This window comes from Micromonospora sp. NPDC048830, from assembly GCF_043198215.1.
In the GTDB taxonomy this organism is placed as follows: Bacteria; Actinomycetota; Actinomycetes; order Mycobacteriales; family Micromonosporaceae; genus Micromonospora.
The window spans coordinates 19,135-36,176 of the sequence record NZ_JBICUP010000033.1; the positions used below are offsets into that span (position 1 = coordinate 19,135).

The following is a 17,042-nucleotide window of genomic DNA, read 5'->3' on the forward strand; positions in this document are numbered from 1 at the left end:
GGCAATCCGATCAGCGCAGCGGCTCGGGAAGCGGGGCGGTGTGCAGCACGGCGAGCCGGGAGACCGCCCGGGTGAGCACCACGTACAGCCGGTGCAGGCCGCGCGGCTCGGCGGCCACGATCGCGGCCGGCTCGACCACCACGACGTGGTCGTACTCCAGGCCCTTGACCACCGTCGCGGGCACCACCGTGACCCGCGCCCCGGCCTCCACGTCGTCGGCGGTCGCGGTGTCGACCCCGGCGTCGGCCAGCGCCGCGCGCAGGCCCGCGACCGCGTCGTCGGCGGCGATCACACCGACCGATCCGTCGTGGGCCAGCGCCGCGCGGACCTCGGCCACCGTCGCCGCGGGCAGGTCGGTCACCGTACGCACGTCCAGCGCCCCGTCGCGGCGCAGCGACTCGGCCGGCGGTACGTCGACCGCGAGCGCGGGCAGCAGCCGGTTCGCGAACGCCACCACGGCGGCGGGCACCCGGAAGCCGACACTCAGCGGCACCACTGCCGCGTCGGGCTTGCCCAGGTGGGCCAGGGACTCCCGCCAGTCCCGCGCGGCCCACGGGGCGGTGCCCTGGGCCAGGTCGCCGAGCAGGGTGATCGAGCCGTGCTCGCTGCGCCGGGCGATGGCCCGGCACTGCATCGGGGAGAGGTCCTGCGCCTCGTCGACCACGACGTGCCCGAAGCTGGCGGGCCGTTCGAGCAGCCCGGCCGCCTCGTCGATCAGCACCGCGTCGGCGGCCGTCCACTTCGTCGTCTTCGGGGTGCGGGCGGGCTTCGCCCAGGTCAGCAGCGCCTGCTCGGCCTCGGTCAGCACGCCGTCGGCCGCAGCGGCCAGCGCCGCGGGGTCGGCGAGCAGGGTGTGCACCAGCCCCTCCGGGGTGAGCGCCGGCCAGACCGCGTCGAGGAACTCGGTCACCGGCCGGCACCTGCCCATCCGGCGCAGCCAGGCGTCGCTGGGCGACTCCGCGCGGCGCGCCTCGGCCTGGCGCTGGAGCAGGCTCACCACCCGGGCCCGGACCCGCTCCCGGCCGGTGGCGTACGGCAGCCCCTCCCGGCGGGTCTCCTCGACCACGCGGTGCAGCGGCTCCAGCCCGATCCGCCAGCGGAACGACCCGTCGGAGACCATGATCGGCTCGGTCGGCGTGCCGATGCCGCCCTCGGCCGCCCGGCGCAGCACCTCGGCCATCCGCGCGTCGTGCTTGAGGGCCGCCACCGTGGGGTCGTCGACCGCGCGCACCGGCACCCGGGCGATCAGGTCCTCCACGGTCGCCTGCTCGACCTCGACCTCGCCGAGCGCCGGCAGCACCGCCGCGATGTACGACAGGAACGCCCGGTTCGGCCCGACGATCAGCACGCCGGACCGGCGCAGCCGCTCCCGGTGCAGGTAGAGCAGGTACGCCGCCCGGTGCAGGCCGACGGCCGTCTTTCCCGTGCCGGGGGCGCCCTGCACGCAGATGGAGTCGGCCAGGTCGGCGCGTACCAGTTCGTCCTGCTCGGGCTGGATGGTGGCGACGATGTCCCGCATCGGGCCGACGCGGGGGCGCTCGATCTCGGCGGTGAGGATCCGGCTGGCCGTGCCCAGCTCCTCGCCCCGGTCCAGGTGCTCGTCCTCGAAGCTGGTCAGCGCGCCGGCGCTGAACCCGAACCGGCGCCGGACCGACACGCCCTGCGGGTCGCGGGCGCTGGCCCGGTAGAACGACCGGGAGATCGGTGCCCGCCAGTCCAGCACCAGCGGCTCGCCGAGGTCGTCGGTGACGTGCCGCCGCCCGACGTGGTAGCGGGCGTCGGCGAAGGTCAGCCTGCCGAAGAAGAGCGGCGTGGTCGGGTCGTCGGCCAGCGCGGCGACGCGCCGGGCCATGTGCCGGCCGAGCTGCTCGGCGGTGTACCTGTCGCCGGCGACCTTGTCGCCGGTGGCGTACAGCGCCTCGGCGCGTTCCCGCATCCGGCGCAGGGCGTCCCGGGCGGTGGCCAGGTGCTCGCGTTCGGCGGTGAGCTGGTCGTCGAGGTCGTGACCAGCGGTGGCGTCGTTCTGGGCGGCAAGGGTCATCCGAGCGGCCTTCCGGTGCGTTCGTGTGATCGGTCGACCTGGGCCGCCCGGCGCTCCGTCGGCAGGTGTCGGCTGTGCCCGGTGGGAAGAAGGGCGCGGAATCCGCGCGGCGTTCGATCGTACGCGTCGGCGCGGTGCCCGGCGAGCCAATTCCAGGCCGCCACGACGCGAATGACCTGATCGGCCTCCTACCGCGCCGCAGTAGGGGTACTCGACCGGGCTGCCTGTGGAGCTGCCCCGTCGGTGCGCCCAGCCCGTTGCCGCGCGAGCGGTCGCGACGGCACCTGGAGGTAGGGCCACCGATCGCGACGCCCGCCCCGTCTGTGCGGGCAACTCCACAGGCGTTCCGCCGCACAGCTGCGGCGGGCGCGGTGACACTCCGGATCGAAGCCCGATGGCGTCTCACCCGGGCCGGCCGGAATCATTGGGCCATGACGCAGGCACGCCCCGAGCGGCAGCGGGTGACGATCAGCGATCCGCAGGTGATGCGGGCGCTCGCCCACCCGGCCCGGCTCGCGATCATGGAACATCTCAGCTCGCTGGAGGGCGGCGCCACGGCCACCGAGTGTGCGCGGATCGCCGGCCAGTCGCCGAGCGCGACCAGCTACCACCTACGGGCGTTGGCGAAGTTCGGCCTGATCGAGGAGGCGCCGAGCCGGGGCGACGCCCGCGAGCGCGTCTGGCGGTCGTTCAGCCCGTCGTACTACGTGGAGTCGGGGCAGGACGCCGACTCCGACGCCCGGGCCGCCGAATTGGCGCTGGTCGACGCGCACCTGACGCGCGACGGCCAGCGCACCCGGGACTGGATCCGCCGGGCACCGGAGGAGCCGGTCGAGTGGTACCGGGCCGCCTGGTTCAGCGACAGCCTGCTGCTGCTCACCGCGGAGGAGTTGGCCGGGCTCAACGAGGCGGTCCAGGGGTTGCTGGAGCCGTACCGGCGCCGGCTCCGGGTGGCCGATCCGCCCGAGGGCGCGCGGACCGTCGCGGTGCAGTACCGGGCGGTGCCCATCGACTGACGGGGCTTGCTCCGGCCAGGTGTGAAGGATTATTTTCGAAATATGTCCTTCGCGCCTGGCCCGTCGCGCTGGCCGGACGTCTGGCTCGCCACCACCGCCCGAGGCATCTCCACCTGCGGGGACTTCCTCGCCGCCAGCACCCTCACGTTGGCCCTCCAGTCCGCCGGGGCCGGCGGCCTGGCCGTGTCGGGTCTGCTGCTCGCGGCGAGCCTGCCGCTGGTCGCCCTCGCCCCGCTGACCGGCCGCCTGGCCGACCGGGTGGACTCCCGCGTCCTGCTCGTCGGGGCCGGGCTGGCCCAGGCCGCCGTCTGCCTCGCCCTCGCGTACGCCGGGCACCCGGCCCTGGTGATCGGCCTGGTGGCGCTGCTCGCGGCCGGCCTCGCGGTCACCCAGCCGGTGCTCTCTGCGCTGGTGCCGGCGATGGTCCGCCCGGCCGACCTGCCCCGGGCCAGCGCCCTGCACCAGACCGCCGGGACCCTCGGAGCGCTCGCCGGCCCGGCGCTGGCCGGGCTGCTGGTGGGGCAGTTCGGCGCCCGCCTGCCGCTGCTCGTGGACGCGGCGAGCTACCTCGCCCTGGTCGCCGCCGGCCTGCTGATCCGCACCCGGCGGGGCGGCGCGCGCAGCGCCGGGCCCGCGACCGCCGCCGCCGCGACCGCCGCCGCCTCGACCGCCGCAGACGCGACCGCCGGGGCCGGCTGGCGGCTGCGCCGGGATCCGCTGCTGTCCGCGATGGTCGTCTCGCTGGCCGGCGTGGTCGGCGCGGTCGGGGCGATCAACGTGGTCGAGGTGTTCTTCATCCGGGAGACGCTGGGCAGCTCCACCACCGTGTACGGGGTGGTCACCGGGGCGTGGACGCTGGGCATCCTGCTGGGCGCGTGGCTGTTCGCCCCGCTCGCCCGGCGGCTCACCGACGACGGGCGGCTCCTCGGGGCGGGGCTGGCCCTGCTCGGCTTCTGCTGCCTGGCGGTGCTGGCCTCCGCCGCAGTGCCGTCCGCGCTGCTGCTGGTGCCGATCTGGCTGCTCGGCGGCGTCGCCAACGGCGGGGACAACGTCCTGAACAACGTGCTGCTCGCCCGCCGGGTGCCGGAGGCGGCACGCGGCCGGGCGTACGCGATCTTCGGCGCCGCCAGCCAGGGCGCCGCGATGGCCGGCTTCGTGGCCGGCGGCGTGCTGCTGGAGCTGTTCGACCCCCGGCCGCTGGTGGCGGCGTGCGGCGTCGCGGGGACGCTGGTGGTCGCCGCGCTGGCCGTCCCGGTTGCCCGCGCTGCCCGGGTGGGGCGGGCGCCGGTGGCGGCTGCGGAATTCACCACTCCGGGGGCGACCCGGTGAGCACCGCTCGCCCCCCGGGGTTACGGTCGCGGCATGGCTGACCGCGCTGCCCGTCCCCGCGTCGGACACATCCAGTTCCTGAACTGCCTGCCGATCTACTGGGGGCTGATGCGGTCCGGCGCGCTGATCGACGTCGACCTGCACAAGGACTCCCCGGACCGGCTCAGCGCCGCACTGGTCGCCGGTGACCTGGACATCGGGCCGATCTCGCACATCGAGTACCTGCGTCACGCCGACGAGCTGCTGCTCCTGCCCGACCTGGCGGTGGGCAGCGACGGCCCCGTGCTCTCGGTCAACGTGGTGTCGACCCGGCCGCTGGCCGAGCTGGACGGCGCCCGGGTGGCCCTGGGCTCGACCTCGCGTACCGGCGTGCTGCTGGCCCGGCTGCTGCTCGGCGAGCGGTACGGGGTGAACCCCGAGTACTTCCGCTGCCCGCCGGACCTGACGCAGATGCTGCTGGAGGCGGACGCCGGGGTGCTCATCGGCGACGTGGCGCTGCGGGCGCTCTACGAGGCGCCCCGGCGCGGGCTGGAGGTCACCGACCTCGGGCAGGCGTGGCGGGACTGGACGGGCCTGCCGATGGTGTTCGCCGTCTGGGCGGTACGCCGGGACTTCGCCGCCGCGCATCCCGGGCTGGTGAAGGAGGTGCACGAGGCGTTCCTGCGCTCGCGCGACCTCTGCCTCGAAGAGCTGGACCAGGTGGCCGAGGCGGGCGCCCGATGGGAGCCGTTCGACGCGGACACCCTGGCCACGTACTTCCGGCGGCTGGACTTCTCGCTCGGCGAGCGGCAGGTCGCCGGGCTGCGGGAGTTCGCCCGCCGGGCCGCCGAGATCGGCGAGGCGCCGACGCTGCCCGAGGGCGGCCCGGAGTTCTTCGCGGGCTGACGCGGAGGCGGCGGCCGCCCCTGTGCCGTCGCCGCCGCCCCGCCCGGGCGTCAGGTCGGCGGGCGGAGCGCCGCCTCGGTGATCTTCTCGCAGTTCTTCATGCCGTACTCGTAGCCCATGCTGATCGGGTAGCGGACCATCACGCCCATCGTCCAGTTGTCGCCGATGGCCAGGCAGTTGATGTGCATCTCCTGCTCCCTGGTCCGGTCGATCCAACCGTTCTTGATCGCGATCTTCTTCTGCTCGGCGGCCGGGAACGCCTTGCGGATGCCGAAGTCACCGGTCCCGCGGACGAGCCGCATCTCGTTGAGCAGCCAGTTCGTCCACTTCGGCCCGGCCGCCCGGCCGTCCTTGATGCAGGCGCCGAGGCGGGCGGTGTCCCGGGGGGAGAGGTTCGTCCGGCTCCAGCCACCGTCGGCGGCCGGGCTGCTGTCGGTGAGGTCGCACATCGAGACCAGCCGCTTGATCGACGCGGACCGGCCGACGGAGTTGTAGAACTGCTCGGCCCGGGTGTTGTCGCTGTCCCGGATGATCAGGGTGGCGTCCGCCAGCTTGGCCTTGCTGGGCGTCTGCCCGGCGTCGGCGGTCCGGCGCAGGTAGTCGGCGACGATCCAGGACTTGATCAGCGACGCGGTGGTGCTGGTCTCGTCCATGTTGTCCGAGCCGAAGATCTTCCCGGTACGGGTGTCCAGGACGCTCCACGCATACCAGCCCTCGATGTCGAGGTCCAGCTCCTCGTCGACGAACGGCAGCGGCTCCAGCGACGCCGACGGCGACGGGCTGGGCGAGGGGGTCGCACGCGAGCTGCGGTTGGCCGGCTCGCCGGTCGTCCGGGCGGCCGGCTTGCCCCACTGGGCGGTCGCGTTCGAGGCGAGCGGGGAGCCGGGCAGCAGCCGCAGCGACACCAGCACCAGCCCGATCAGGACGGCCGCGACGGCGATCAGCCGCAGCGGCGACGCCTCGCGCCGCGAGCGGTTGTCCCGCCGGTTGCCGGCCATCAGAGCTTCCCGATCGGCTGCTGCGGCACCTTGAGCGCGGCGCCGGGCTGCGGGGTGACGAGTTGGGTGGCGACACTGGCGCAGACCTTCGCGCCGTACGACAGTCCCTTGCTCTGCGGGTAGCGCAGCATGACGGCGAGGCTCCACTTCTCGGTGACCGCGAGGCAGTTCACGTGCCAGTTCCCGTCGTAGTTCAACGGAGTCCAGCCGTTCTTGATGCTGACCGGGCCCTGGGCCTTGATCTCGGCGGGCAGGCCGTCGACGATCCCCCACTTGCCGCCGCCGGACGTGGCCTGCTGCTCCTTGACGCTGCCGCGGACCTTGCTCATCTCGTCGAGCACCCACTTGGTCCACTTCGGGCCGGCGGCCTTGCCGTCGCCGATGCAGTCGCCGAGCCGGACGGCGTCGCGGGGGGACATCCGGGTGAAACTCCAGTAGCCCTCGTACGGGGGCATGATGCCGCGCCTGGTGTCGGTGAGGCCGCAGATGGTGATTGCCCGCTTGAGCACCCGCCCCGGCTGGCCGTTCGGCGGGATGTCCCGGTACGAGCCGCCCGCCGCGGCGAAGACCCTGTTCGCCGCGCCGTCGTTGCTGTCCCGGATGGCCAGGCTGGCGTCCCTCTTCAGGCTGGCCGGCGGTTCCTTGTCGCCGAGTTGGCGCAGGTAGTCCGAGACGATCCAGGCCTTGATCATCGACTCGGTCGAGCTGGTCGAGGCCATGTTCTTCGAGCCGGAGATCTCGCCGCTCGCCCGGTCCATCAGCGCCCAGCCGAAGAACTCGCCGGAGAAGTTCACCGAGACCGGGCCGGCGGCCAGGGTCGGCGGCTCAGGGGCGGTCGGCTCGGGGGCGGCCACGCTTCCCGCGCCGCCCCCGCTGCCGCCGCTGTCGTCGCCGGCGAGGCGCGCGTACGCGGCGGGAACCAGCATGCCGCCACCGAGCAGGACCGCCACGACGGCGAGCACCATGGCCACGCGAGATCGCATGAGTGGGTGAACTCCAGATGTCCGGGCCGGGGGGAGCCGGCTGTTGTCAGAGATGATCGGCGGTCGCCGAGGCCGGGGGAGGTGGCCTCCGGTCGGGCTGGCGATCGTCGGCAGCCGATCGGTGTGACGGGCAGAAGTCTACGTCCGGACGACCCCGGTGCCAGGCACCCGCCGGCCGGCAACTTGGTGTGAAGGCGGGATAATGGACCGCTACGCCTGTCTTGGGGCGATTCGCTTCCGAAAAGTGACCCATGACACAGCCCGCGCGTCGCCGGGCGGCCGCCCGGCGATCGTCCGGAACCCGATTCCACCTCCCAAATCCTGTGACACCCCGCTGGTGTCACCGATGGCGAGCTGTAACACTTGCTGTCATGTACGGCAACGATTTCCCCGCCCCCGAGGACGCGCCCGGCGGCGGCCTGCTCGGCGAGGTGGAGGCGGCGGAGGCGGCCCTGCGCGAGGCGGCGGCCCGGCAGCGCGGCGGCGCCGCCGACGCGGGCGCCGATCTTGAGGCGTACTTCGCCGACGTGATCGCGGCCGACCAGAAGATCGAGCCCCGGGACTGGATGCCGGAGGCGTACCGGAAGACGCTGATCCGGCAGATCGCCCAGCACGCGCACTCCGAGATCATCGGCATGCAGCCGGAGGGGAACTGGATCAGCCGGGCGCCCTCGCTCAAGCGCAAGGCCATCCTGCTGGCCAAGGTCCAGGACGAGGCCGGGCACGGCCTCTACCTGTACGCCGCCGCCGAGACCCTCGGCGTCGGCCGGGACGAGCTGGTGGAGCTGCTGCTCGAGGGCCGGCAGAAGTACAGCTCGATCTTCAACTACCCCACCCTCACCTGGGCCGACGTGGGCGCGATCGGCTGGCTGGTCGACGGCGCCGCGATCGTCAACCAGGTCCCGCTCTGCCGCTGCTCCTACGGGCCGTACGCCCGGGCGATGATCCGGGTCTGCAAGGAGGAGTCGTTCCACCAGCGGCAGGGCTACGAGATCCTGCACACCCTCGCCCACGGCACCCCCGCGCAGAAGGCGATGGCCCAGGACGCGGTGGACCGCTGGTGGTACCCGTCGCTGGCCATGTTCGGCCCGCCGGACGACGACTCGACCCACTCCGCCCAGTCGATGGCCTGGAAGATCAAGCGCTTCTCCAACGACGAGCTGCGTCAGCGTTTCGTCGACATGTGCGTCGGCCAGGCCGAGATCCTCGGCCTCACCCTGCCCGACCCCGACCTGCGCTGGAACGAGGAGCGGCAGTCGTACGACTACACCCAGCCGGACTACGACGAGCTGATGCGGGTGATCAAGGGCGACGGGCCGTGCAACCGGCAACGGATGGAGCACCGCCGCCGCGCCCACGACGACGGCGCCTGGGTACGCGAGGCCGCCGCGGCGTACGCGGCGAAGCGGAGGAGCAGGGAGAAGGTGCCCGCATGAGCGAGCGCAGCGAGCGAACCGATGGAGTCAGCGTGAGCGAGCCTTCGCCTCTGTGGGAGGTGTTCGTGCGGGCCCGGCGCGGCCTGTCGCACACCCACGTCGGCAGCCTGCACGCCCCCGACGCGGAGCTGGCCCTGCGTAACGCGCGGGACCTCTACACCCGCCGCCAGGAGGGCGTCTCCATCTGGGTGGTGCCGGCCGGCGCGATCACCGCCTCCAGCCCCGACGAGAAGGACGCCTTCTTCGACCCGGCGGCGGACAAGGTCTACCGCCACCCCACCTTCTACGAGGTGCCGGACGGGGTGGCCCACCTTTGAACGGCCCGTTCGACTTCGCCCTCGCCCTCGGCGACGACGCGCTGATCGCGGCGCAGCGCCTCGCCGAGTGGACCAGCCGCGCGCCGGAGATGGAGGAGGACGTCGCCCTGGCGAACATCGCCCTCGACCAGCTCGGCGCGGCCCGCCTGCTGCTGACGTACGCGGGCGAGCTGGAGGGCGCGGGGCGGGACGAGGACGCGCTGGCGTACCTGCGCGACGACCGCGAGTTCCGCAACTGTCTCCTGGTCGAACTGCCCAACGGCGACTTCGCGGTGACCATGGCGAAGCTGTTCCTCCTGTCGGCGTACCAGCTCCCGCTGTACACGGCGCTGGCCGGCTGCGCGGACGAGCGGCTCGCCGCGATCGGCGCCAAGGCGCGCAAGGAGTCGGCGTACCACCTCGACCACAGCTCGCTGTGGGTGAGGCGGCTCGGCGACGGCACCGGGGAGTCGCACCGCCGGCTGCGGGCGGCCGTGGAGCAGGTCTGGCCGTACGTCCACGAGCTGTTCGCGCCGTGGCCCGGCGCGCCGGTCGACCCGGCGACCCTGCGGGCCGAGTTCGACGCGACCGTCGACTCGGTCCTCGCCGAGGCCACGCTCGACCGGCCGGCGGACGGCTGGGCCCCCGCCGGCGGGCGGGACGGCGTGCACACCGAGCACCTGTCGTACCTGCTGGCCGAGATGCAGGTGCTGCACCGCGCCCACCCGGGGGCGAAGTGGTGAGCGCGAGGAGTGCAGCGCAGCGGAGCCCCGCAGTCGCGAACGGAAGGTGGCTCTGGTGAATCCGAGGGCGGCCGTGGCGGCGGTGGTGGACCCGGAAATCCGGGTGCTCACCATCGACGAGCTGGGCATCCTCCGGTCCGTCGACGAGGACCCGGCCACCGGTCGGGTCGTCGTGACCATCACCCCCACATACACCGGCTGCCCGGCGATGGACGTGATCCGCGCCGACATCCGCCGGGCGCTCGCCGCCGCCGGCCACCCCGACGCGGAGGTCCGTACCGTGCACGCCCCGGCGTGGAGCACCGACTGGATCTCCGAGTCCGGGCGGGCCAAGCTGGCCGCCGCCGGCATCGCCCCGCCCGCCCCGGCCGCGCCCGGCGGCGTCGTGCCGCTGACCCTCGCCGTCCGCTGCCCGCGCTGCGGCTCGCCGGAGACCGAGCAGGTCAGCCGGTTCGGCTCCACCGCGTGCAAGGCCCTCTGGCGCTGCCGCGCCTGCTCCGAACCCTTCGACCACCTGAAGGCACTGTGACTGTCACCATCACCCGCCCGGTCCGCCGCCGGCCCGCGTTCCACCCGCTGCCCGTCGCCGCCGTCGACCGGCTCACCGCCGACGCCGTGGCGATCACGTTCGCCGTGCCCGAGGAGTTGCGGGCGATTTTCGCGTTCCGCGCCGGCCAGCACCTGACCGTGCGTCGTCCGGCCGAGGCGGCCGGGGAGGCGGGCGCGAGCGGTGCCGCTGGCGAGGACGTGCGGCGGTCGTACTCCATCTGCTCCACGCCGGACGAGCTGGCCCGGCACGGCCGGCTGCGGATCGGGGTGCGGGAGGTTCCCGGGGGCGCCTTCTCCGCGTACGCCTGCCGCGCACTGCGGGGCGGTGACACGGTCGAGGTGCTGCCCCCGCTCGGCAACTTCACGACGGCGTTCGCGCCGGACCGGACCCGCCACTACGGCGCGGTGGTCGCCGGCTCCGGCGTCACCCCGGTGCTGTCGCTGGTCGCCACTGCCCTGGCCGTCGAGCCGGCCAGCACCTTCACCGTCGTGTACGGCAACCGCACGGCGAACTCGGTGATGTTCGCCGAGGAGCTGGCGGACCTGAAGGACCGGTACCCGACCCGGCTGCACCTCGTGCACGTGCTCTCCCGGGAGATGGGGGAGTCGCCGCTGCTGTCGGGGCGGATCGACGCCGACCGGCTGACCCGGCTGCTGGACACCATCGTCCCCGGCGACGCCATCGCGGAGTGGTTCCTCTGCGGCCCGTACGGCATGGTGGTCGGCGCCCAGGCGGTGCTCGCCGCCCGGGGCCTGCCCGAGTCGGCGGTGCACGCCGAGCTGTTCCACGTCGACGCGCCACCGGAGCCGGTCCGCCGCCCGGCCGACGAGCGCGGTGCCGGCGCCGAGGTGACCATCGTGCTGGACGGACGCTCGTCGCGCTTCACGATGGGCCGCGAGGAGCGGGTGCTGGACGCGGCGCTGAGGGTGCGCGGCGAGCTGCCGTACGCCTGCAAGGGCGGCGTCTGCTCGACCTGCAAGGCGAAGGTGGTCGACGGCGAGGTGACGATGGCCCGCAACTACGCCCTGGAGCCCGACGAGGTGGCCGCCGGGTACGTCCTCACCTGCCAGTCCAGCCCGGTCACCGACACCCTGACGATCGACTACGACGCGTGACATGTAGAACGTTGCGTTCTCCACTTGCGCCGTGGAGCAGATCGCGGTTCGGGAGCTGAACCAGCACACGAGCAGGGTGTTGGCGCGGGTGCGCGCGGGCGAGACGGTCGAGGTGACCGACAGGGGCGAGCCGATCGCCCGTCTGGTGCCGGTGCTGGCGGGCGACGCGCTTCTCGGTCGACTCGTGGCCGAGGGCCGCGCGACCGCGCCGACCTCGGCCGGGCCGCTGCCGATGCCGCCGGTTCTCGGCGACCCCACCGTGGACGTCGCGGCCGTCCTCGCCGCGTCGCGTGACGAGGAGCGCTGGTGATCTACCTGGACTCCGCGGCGGTCATCAAGATTCTTCGCCGGGAGCAGGAGACCCCGGATCTGATCGGCTGGCTCAACGAGCGGACGGGCCTGTCCCTGGTCTCGTCCGCGCTGGTCGAGGTGGAGGTGCCGCGGGCCCTTCGGCGCGCCGCGCCACAGGCGTTGGTGGGGGTTCCGTCGGTGCTGGGGCGGCTCTACCGCGTCGAGATCGACGCCGCCGTCCGTGCCGCTGCCGGTGCCTACGCCGACCCCCTGCTGCGCGGCCTGGACGCGATCCACCTCGCGACGGCGGAGATCCTGGCCCGCCAGGCCGGTGCCGACTTCGCTGCCTTCGTCACGTACGGCCGTCGTCTGCTGGACGCGGCGAAGGCTGCCGGCTTGCCGGTGGCGAGTCCGGGCATGAACTGACGGCGGCAACCGGGACCCGTCGTGGTCGACGGATCGACGCCAGCGCGGTGCACTTGTGTGGCCTGAACTGCGGGTCCTCGACGGGGCAGTCGTCGATTCCGTGGTCCTGCCCGCACGTGTCGTCCAGGTTGGACGTCCAGCCGCCCTCGAGCGGAAGGACATGTCAATGGTTCGACAGGTGCGAAGGCGACGAACAGCCGTCGCCGTCGCCGCCGCGGCGATGGTGGCGGCGGGCGCCGTGGGGGGCGTTCCGGCCCGGGCGGTGAGCGGGGGCAGCCCGGTTACGGACAGCGCCTACGCCTTTGCGGCGAAGGTCGTCTTCGGGGAGGTGAGGGCGTGCTCCGGGGCGCTGGTGGCACCGCAGTGGGTGCTGACCGCCCGCTCCTGCCTGAGCGACGGCGGGCTGCCCGTGGTGGCGGGTCCGCCGACGGTGCCGACCACGGTCACCGTGGGCCGGGTGGACCTTCCCACCCACGCCGGCCGGGTGCTCCGCGCGAACCGGGTGGTCCCACATCCGGATCGCAACCTGGCGCTGGTCCGGCTCGTGGTGCCCGCGGTGGGCGTCACGCCGGCCGTGCTCGCGGCCAGCGGTCCCGTCCAGGGCGAGGTGCTCCAGGCGGTCGGGTACGGACGTACCGCCACCGAGTGGATTCCGGACCATCCACACGTCGCGCCCGTGACGGTCGGGGCGGTCTCGGCCACCGGGGCCGAGATCACCGCTCAGGACCCCGGCGGGGTCGCCACCTGCAAGGGTGACGCCGGTGGGCCCGCCCTGCGGGTCGTCAACGGCCGGCCGGAGCTGGTGGCGGTGCACGACACGTCCTGGCAGGGCGGCTGCCTGGCGGAGGCGGAGACCCGTCGCGACGGGACGGAGACCCGGGTCGACGACCTGGGCGGCTGGATCCGGCAGAACACGCCCAGCAACTGCAACGCCGGCGGTGCGAGCACCGGCACCGGGGACCAGGCCAGCGTCGTGATTCTCGGCGACTGGGACGGGGACTGCCGCAAGGACGTCCTCGCGCAGTTGGTCGACGGGCGACTTCGGGCGTACCGGTCGAGCGGCAACATCTCCGGCACCGCACCGCTCTTCCCGGCGCCCTACCCGTACGTCGGCACCAGCTGGGGCGCGACGAACATCCCGCGTGTCCTGACCGGTGACTTCAACGGCGACGGCCGGAGCGACATCATCGGCCAGACCGCCGACGGCAAGCTGACCGCCTGGGCCTCGACCGGCGACCTGTCCGCGGACTACCGGCTCTTCGCGGGGGCGACCGCGCTCGTGGGTACGGGTTTCAGCACGTCCTCCATCCCCCGGCTGATGCCCGGTGACTTCGACGGCGACGGGCGGACGGACCTGCTGGGCCAGCTGCTCGACGGCACGCTGCGGGTGTGGACGTCGACCGGGGACCTGTCCGCCGACGCGAAGCTCTTCGCGGGCCCCGCCCGGACCGTCGGGTCCGGCTTCACCACCACCGCGGTCCCGCGGATCCTGACCGGGGACTTCGACGGCGACGGGACGACCGACGTGATCGCCCAGTACGCGGACGGCTCGATGAAGGGCTACCCCTCCAGCGGCGACCTGTCCGCCGACAACAAGCTCTTCCCGGCCACCGCCGCGGCGAAGGTCGTCGGCACGGGCTGGAAGGCCACGTCCATTCCGCGGATCCTGCCGGCAGACGTCGACGGGGACGGGATGACCGACCTGGTCGCCCAGTTCGCCGACGGCCGGCTGCGGGCGTACCGGTGCAGCGGTGCGCTGACGGGCAGCGGCCTCACGTTCCCCGGCCCCTACCCGTACGTCGGAACCAGCTGGACCACGGCGGACCGCCCGCGGATCCTCCTCGGGGACTTCAACGGCGACGCCCTGACCGACCTGATCGGGCAGAACCCGGACGGGACCCTGCACGGTTTGCAGGCCACGGGCTACCTCAGCGAGGACCACAAGCTCTACCTCGCCGCGGTCAGCGCGGTCGGCTCGGGCTGGACGACCACCAGCATTCCGCGGGTGTTCTGACGGACGCCCGGCCCGGCTCCCCCATTCCGGGGAGCCGGGCCGGGCGGGGTGGGGCGCGCGTCACCGGAGCCGGAGCGGCGTGCCGGCGGCGCACCGCGCGTCGTAGGCTCGGAGGCGTGACGGTGAGCCGGGAGATCGACGACATCCTGCAGCGCGGCGCGGACGGCGGGCGGATCACGCCCGAGGAGGCACTGTTGCTCTACACCGAGGCGCCCTTCCACGCCCTCGGCGAGGCGGCCGACGCGGTGCGCCGGCGGCGCTACCCGGACAACATCGTCACGTACCTGATCGACCGCAACATCAACTACACGAACGTCTGTGTGACGGCGTGCAAGTTCTGCGCCTTCTACCGGGCCCCGAAGCACAGCGAGGGCTGGACCCACCCGACGGAGGAGATCCTGCGCCGCTGCGGCGAGGCGGTCGAGCTGGGCGCCACGCAGGTCATGCTCCAGGGCGGCCACCACCCCGACTACGGCGTGGAGTACTACGAGGAGCTGTTCTCCGCGGTCAAGAAGGCGTACCCGCAGCTGGCCATCCACTCGATCGGCCCCAGCGAGATCCTGCACATGGCCAAGGTCTCCGGCGTGAGCCTCGACGAGGCCATCGCGCGGATCAAGGCGGCCGGGCTGGACTCGATCGCGGGCGCCGGCGCCGAGATGCTGCCGGACCGGCCGCGCAGGGCGATCGCGCCGCTGAAGGAGTCGGGCGCGCGGTGGCTGGAGGTCATGGAGCTGGCGCACCGCCAGGGCCTGGGGTCGACCGCCACGATGATGATGGGCACTGGCGAGACCAACGCCGAGCGGATCGAGCACCTGCGGATGATCCGCGACGTGCAGGACCGCACCGGGGGCTTCCGGGCGTTCATCCCGTGGACGTACCAGCCGGAGAACAACCACCTCAAGGGCCGGACCCAGGCCACCACCCTGGAGTACCTGCGGCTGGTCGCGGTGGCCCGGCTCTTCTTCGAGACCGTGCCGCACCTGCAGGCGTCCTGGCTCACCACCGGCAAGGACGTGGGCCAGCTCGCCCTGCACATGGGCGTGGACGACCTCGGCTCGATCATGCTGGAGGAGAACGTCATCTCCTCGGCCGGCGCCCGGCACCGTTCCAACCTCCACGAGCTGATCGGCATGATCCGCACCGCCGACCGCGTCCCCGCCCAGCGGGACACCCTGTACAACCGGCTCGCGGTGCACTGGACGCCGGCCGACGACCCGAGCGACGACCGCGTGGTCTCGCACTTCTCCTCGATCGCCCTGCCCGGTGGCGGGGTCGGGAAGTCGCTGCCGCTCGTCGACGTCAACTGAGCGGGCGGGGCGACACCCGGGCCGTCCGGGGGAGGCCCGGGACGTACGTTCAGTGGGTATCCGCCGGCGCACAGTGGTCAGGGGCGGTACGTCCCGGCGTGGGCGGTTAGGGTCCGGTGGGCCTGCCAACAACGCCTCACGGGAGTGGCCCATGAAACGGCTCCGTCGATCCGTGGCCCGACTCGGCGCCGCCGCCCTGCTGGTCTCCGCCGGTCTCGTTCTGTCAGCGGCCCCCGCGCACGCGGAGGACCCGGTCGTCGACGTGGGAGTCGATGTCGTCGGCACCCGGCTCGCCGCCGGCACCAACGACAAGATCGCGGTGGTGAAGGTCAGCAACCACGGCACCTTCACCCCGGATCTCATCGCCGTCAACTACAGCGCGATGGACTTCGACTACCGGAAGGTGCGGATCGACCCGCTGCTGGAGGACTGCGACGTCGACGGCGACGAGAAGAACGACCGGTGGGACTGCCCCCTGCGCGGGGACCAGATCCCCGGGCCGGGCGAGACCGTCGAGCTGCCGCTCCTGGTCTTCAAGACCACGGACGAGCTGACCGAGCCGTACCGGACCACGCTGCGCGTCGCCGTCGTCCCCTGGCACGAGGGCAGGACGCTGACCGACGCCAACCCGGCGGACAACGGCGACGAGTACGAGGTGGAGTTGACCACCGAGAGCGGCGGCGACCTGAGCGTGGTGGCGCCGGACATCAAGCGGGAGATCGCCCTCTCGGACGCGCGGGAGGGCGACCTGTCGGGCGCGCCGCTGAACCCCGGCGACAAGACGGTGGCCGTCGCGTACCTGGCGAACCAGGGCGACCAGGTGATCAGCACGATCACCCTGCGGATGACGGTGCCGAAGGGCGTGACCTTCGACAGCCTGCGCACCGAGGAGTGCGGGTTCAGCGACGACAGGCGGACCTTCCACTGCCCGGTGGACGTCCATCTGGTGCCGCACGACCCGGTGGCCGTCATCCTCCCGGTGACGGTCTCGGCGGGGGTGAAGGCCCCGGCCACGCTGACCGGCGGCGCGGTGTCGGTCGCGGTGACGGGCGTGGGTGGCCCGCCAACCGAAGGGGACCGCAGCACCCTGCCGGGGTTCCTGGGCACGGCGTGGAACGGCCCGGCCACCCTCTCGGACGTCGACGAGAGCGACAACTCCGACGAATTCGCGGTCGTCGTCACCCGGGCCGCCGGTGGCGGGGGCGGGGGAGACGAGGACGGCGGCCTGCCCGTGACCGGTCCGCAGGCCGGTCTCCTCGGTGGCGTCGGCGCGGTCGTGGTGGCCGCGGGAGCTGTGCTGTTCCTGGCGGCCCGGCGGCGGCGGGTGGTCCTCGTGAACCCGGGCGACGAGAAGCCGACCGATTGACCTGGTCCCGACCCGCCCGGTCGGGTGGTGACCGGATCAGCGCTCCGGACAATTCTGTTCGGCCTGTCGGACGTGGTGTGCGTCTTGTCCCGTCGGAGGGTCGCGCGGATCATCCTCGGTCGCTAACGTCCCGGGCGTCATGGTCTTGAGCACCAGTCCTCCATCGGCCCGGGTGGGCCGTCCACATAACGCACCACGGCGGGGGCGGGACGGGCGACCGTCCCGCCCCCGCGACCCTTTCCGGCT

General features: G+C 73.3%; 16 protein-coding genes. 13 read left to right on the plus strand and 3 right to left on the minus strand.

Annotated features, from left to right (window positions below; translation table 11 throughout):
- Window positions 1–10: 10 nt before the first annotated feature.
- Window positions 11–2,041, minus strand: coding sequence for a HelD family protein (locus ACGFIZ_RS24480; protein ID WP_393422834.1), 2,031 nt, complete (start codon window positions 2,039–2,041; stop codon window positions 11–13).
- A 431-nt stretch (window positions 2,042–2,472) separates the two neighbouring features.
- Between ACGFIZ_RS24480 and ACGFIZ_RS24485 the strand changes: the two genes are divergently transcribed.
- The 3 genes from ACGFIZ_RS24485 to ACGFIZ_RS24495 are packed head-to-tail and all read left to right on the plus strand — an operon-like array spanning window position 2,473 to window position 5,271.
- Window positions 2,473–3,057, plus strand: coding sequence for an ArsR/SmtB family transcription factor (locus ACGFIZ_RS24485; protein WP_393422836.1), 585 nt, complete (start codon window positions 2,473–2,475; stop codon window positions 3,055–3,057).
- Window positions 3,058–3,099: 42 nt separating this feature from the next.
- Window positions 3,100–4,386 carry an MFS transporter gene (locus ACGFIZ_RS24490; protein ID WP_393422838.1) on the plus strand — a complete coding sequence of 429 codons (1,287 nt, stop codon included), beginning with the start codon at window positions 3,100–3,102 and terminating at the stop codon, window positions 4,384–4,386.
- A 33-nt stretch (window positions 4,387–4,419) separates the two neighbouring features.
- Window positions 4,420–5,271 (plus strand): menaquinone biosynthetic enzyme MqnA/MqnD family protein, encoded by an 852-nt coding sequence (locus tag ACGFIZ_RS24495; protein WP_393422840.1) that lies wholly within the window; start codon window positions 4,420–4,422, stop codon window positions 5,269–5,271.
- A gap of 50 nt (window positions 5,272–5,321) precedes the next feature.
- Here ACGFIZ_RS24495 and ACGFIZ_RS24500 read toward each other — a convergent pair whose 3' ends face one another.
- Window positions 5,322–6,269: a hypothetical protein gene (locus ACGFIZ_RS24500; RefSeq protein WP_393422842.1), complete on the minus strand. Its 948-nt coding sequence runs from the start codon at window positions 6,267–6,269 to the stop codon at window positions 5,322–5,324.
- The gene (locus ACGFIZ_RS24505; protein WP_393422844.1) at window positions 6,269–7,252 is read right to left on the minus strand and encodes a hypothetical protein; all 984 of its coding nucleotides are present in this window, start codon (window positions 7,250–7,252) and stop codon (window positions 6,269–6,271) included. The genes ACGFIZ_RS24500 and ACGFIZ_RS24505 overlap by 1 nt, the downstream gene beginning before the upstream one ends.
- A 371-nt stretch (window positions 7,253–7,623) precedes the next feature.
- On the opposite strand from ACGFIZ_RS24505, the gene paaA reads away from it, so the two are divergent.
- From paaA to ACGFIZ_RS24555, 10 genes are all read left to right on the plus strand, one after another.
- Window positions 7,624–8,688, plus strand: coding sequence for a 1,2-phenylacetyl-CoA epoxidase subunit PaaA (gene paaA, locus ACGFIZ_RS24510; RefSeq protein ID WP_393422846.1), 1,065 nt, complete (start codon window positions 7,624–7,626; stop codon window positions 8,686–8,688).
- Window positions 8,685–9,005: a 1,2-phenylacetyl-CoA epoxidase subunit PaaB gene (paaB, locus tag ACGFIZ_RS24515; RefSeq protein ID WP_393422848.1), complete on the plus strand. Its 321-nt coding sequence runs from the start codon at window positions 8,685–8,687 to the stop codon at window positions 9,003–9,005. The genes paaA and paaB overlap by 4 nt, the downstream gene beginning before the upstream one ends.
- The gene (gene paaC / locus ACGFIZ_RS24520; protein ID WP_393422850.1) at window positions 9,002–9,727 is read left to right on the plus strand and encodes a 1,2-phenylacetyl-CoA epoxidase subunit PaaC; all 726 of its coding nucleotides are present in this window, start codon (window positions 9,002–9,004) and stop codon (window positions 9,725–9,727) included. Before paaB ends, paaC begins: the two co-directional genes overlap by 4 nt.
- A gap of 52 nt (window positions 9,728–9,779) precedes the next feature.
- Window positions 9,780–10,256, plus strand: a complete 477-nt coding sequence (gene paaD / locus ACGFIZ_RS24525; protein ID WP_393422928.1) for a 1,2-phenylacetyl-CoA epoxidase subunit PaaD — start codon at window positions 9,780–9,782, stop codon at window positions 10,254–10,256.
- The gene (paaE, locus tag ACGFIZ_RS24530; RefSeq protein WP_393422852.1) at window positions 10,253–11,392 is read left to right on the plus strand and encodes a 1,2-phenylacetyl-CoA epoxidase subunit PaaE; all 1,140 of its coding nucleotides are present in this window, start codon (window positions 10,253–10,255) and stop codon (window positions 11,390–11,392) included. The genes paaD and paaE overlap by 4 nt, the downstream gene beginning before the upstream one ends.
- 31 nt (window positions 11,393–11,423) lie before the next feature.
- Complete coding sequence (locus ACGFIZ_RS24535) at window positions 11,424–11,702, plus strand: type II toxin-antitoxin system Phd/YefM family antitoxin (RefSeq protein WP_393422854.1); 279 nt, start codon at window positions 11,424–11,426, stop codon at window positions 11,700–11,702.
- A complete protein-coding gene (locus tag ACGFIZ_RS24540; protein ID WP_393422856.1) occupies window positions 11,699–12,109 on the plus strand; it encodes a type II toxin-antitoxin system VapC family toxin in 411 nt (136 codons plus the stop codon). Before ACGFIZ_RS24535 ends, ACGFIZ_RS24540 begins: the two co-directional genes overlap by 4 nt.
- A 178-nt stretch (window positions 12,110–12,287) precedes the next feature.
- Entirely contained in the window at window positions 12,288–14,123 is a 1,836-nt protein-coding gene (locus ACGFIZ_RS24545) for an FG-GAP-like repeat-containing protein (protein WP_393422858.1), read from the plus strand.
- A gap of 116 nt (window positions 14,124–14,239) precedes the next feature.
- Window positions 14,240–15,430 (plus strand): cyclic dehypoxanthinyl futalosine synthase, encoded by a 1,191-nt coding sequence (mqnC, locus tag ACGFIZ_RS24550; RefSeq protein WP_393422860.1) that lies wholly within the window; start codon window positions 14,240–14,242, stop codon window positions 15,428–15,430.
- Between the two features lie 151 nt (window positions 15,431–15,581).
- Complete coding sequence (locus tag ACGFIZ_RS24555; protein WP_393422862.1) at window positions 15,582–16,796, plus strand: hypothetical protein; 1,215 nt, start codon at window positions 15,582–15,584, stop codon at window positions 16,794–16,796.
- The last annotated feature ends 246 nt before the right edge of the window (window positions 16,797–17,042 follow it).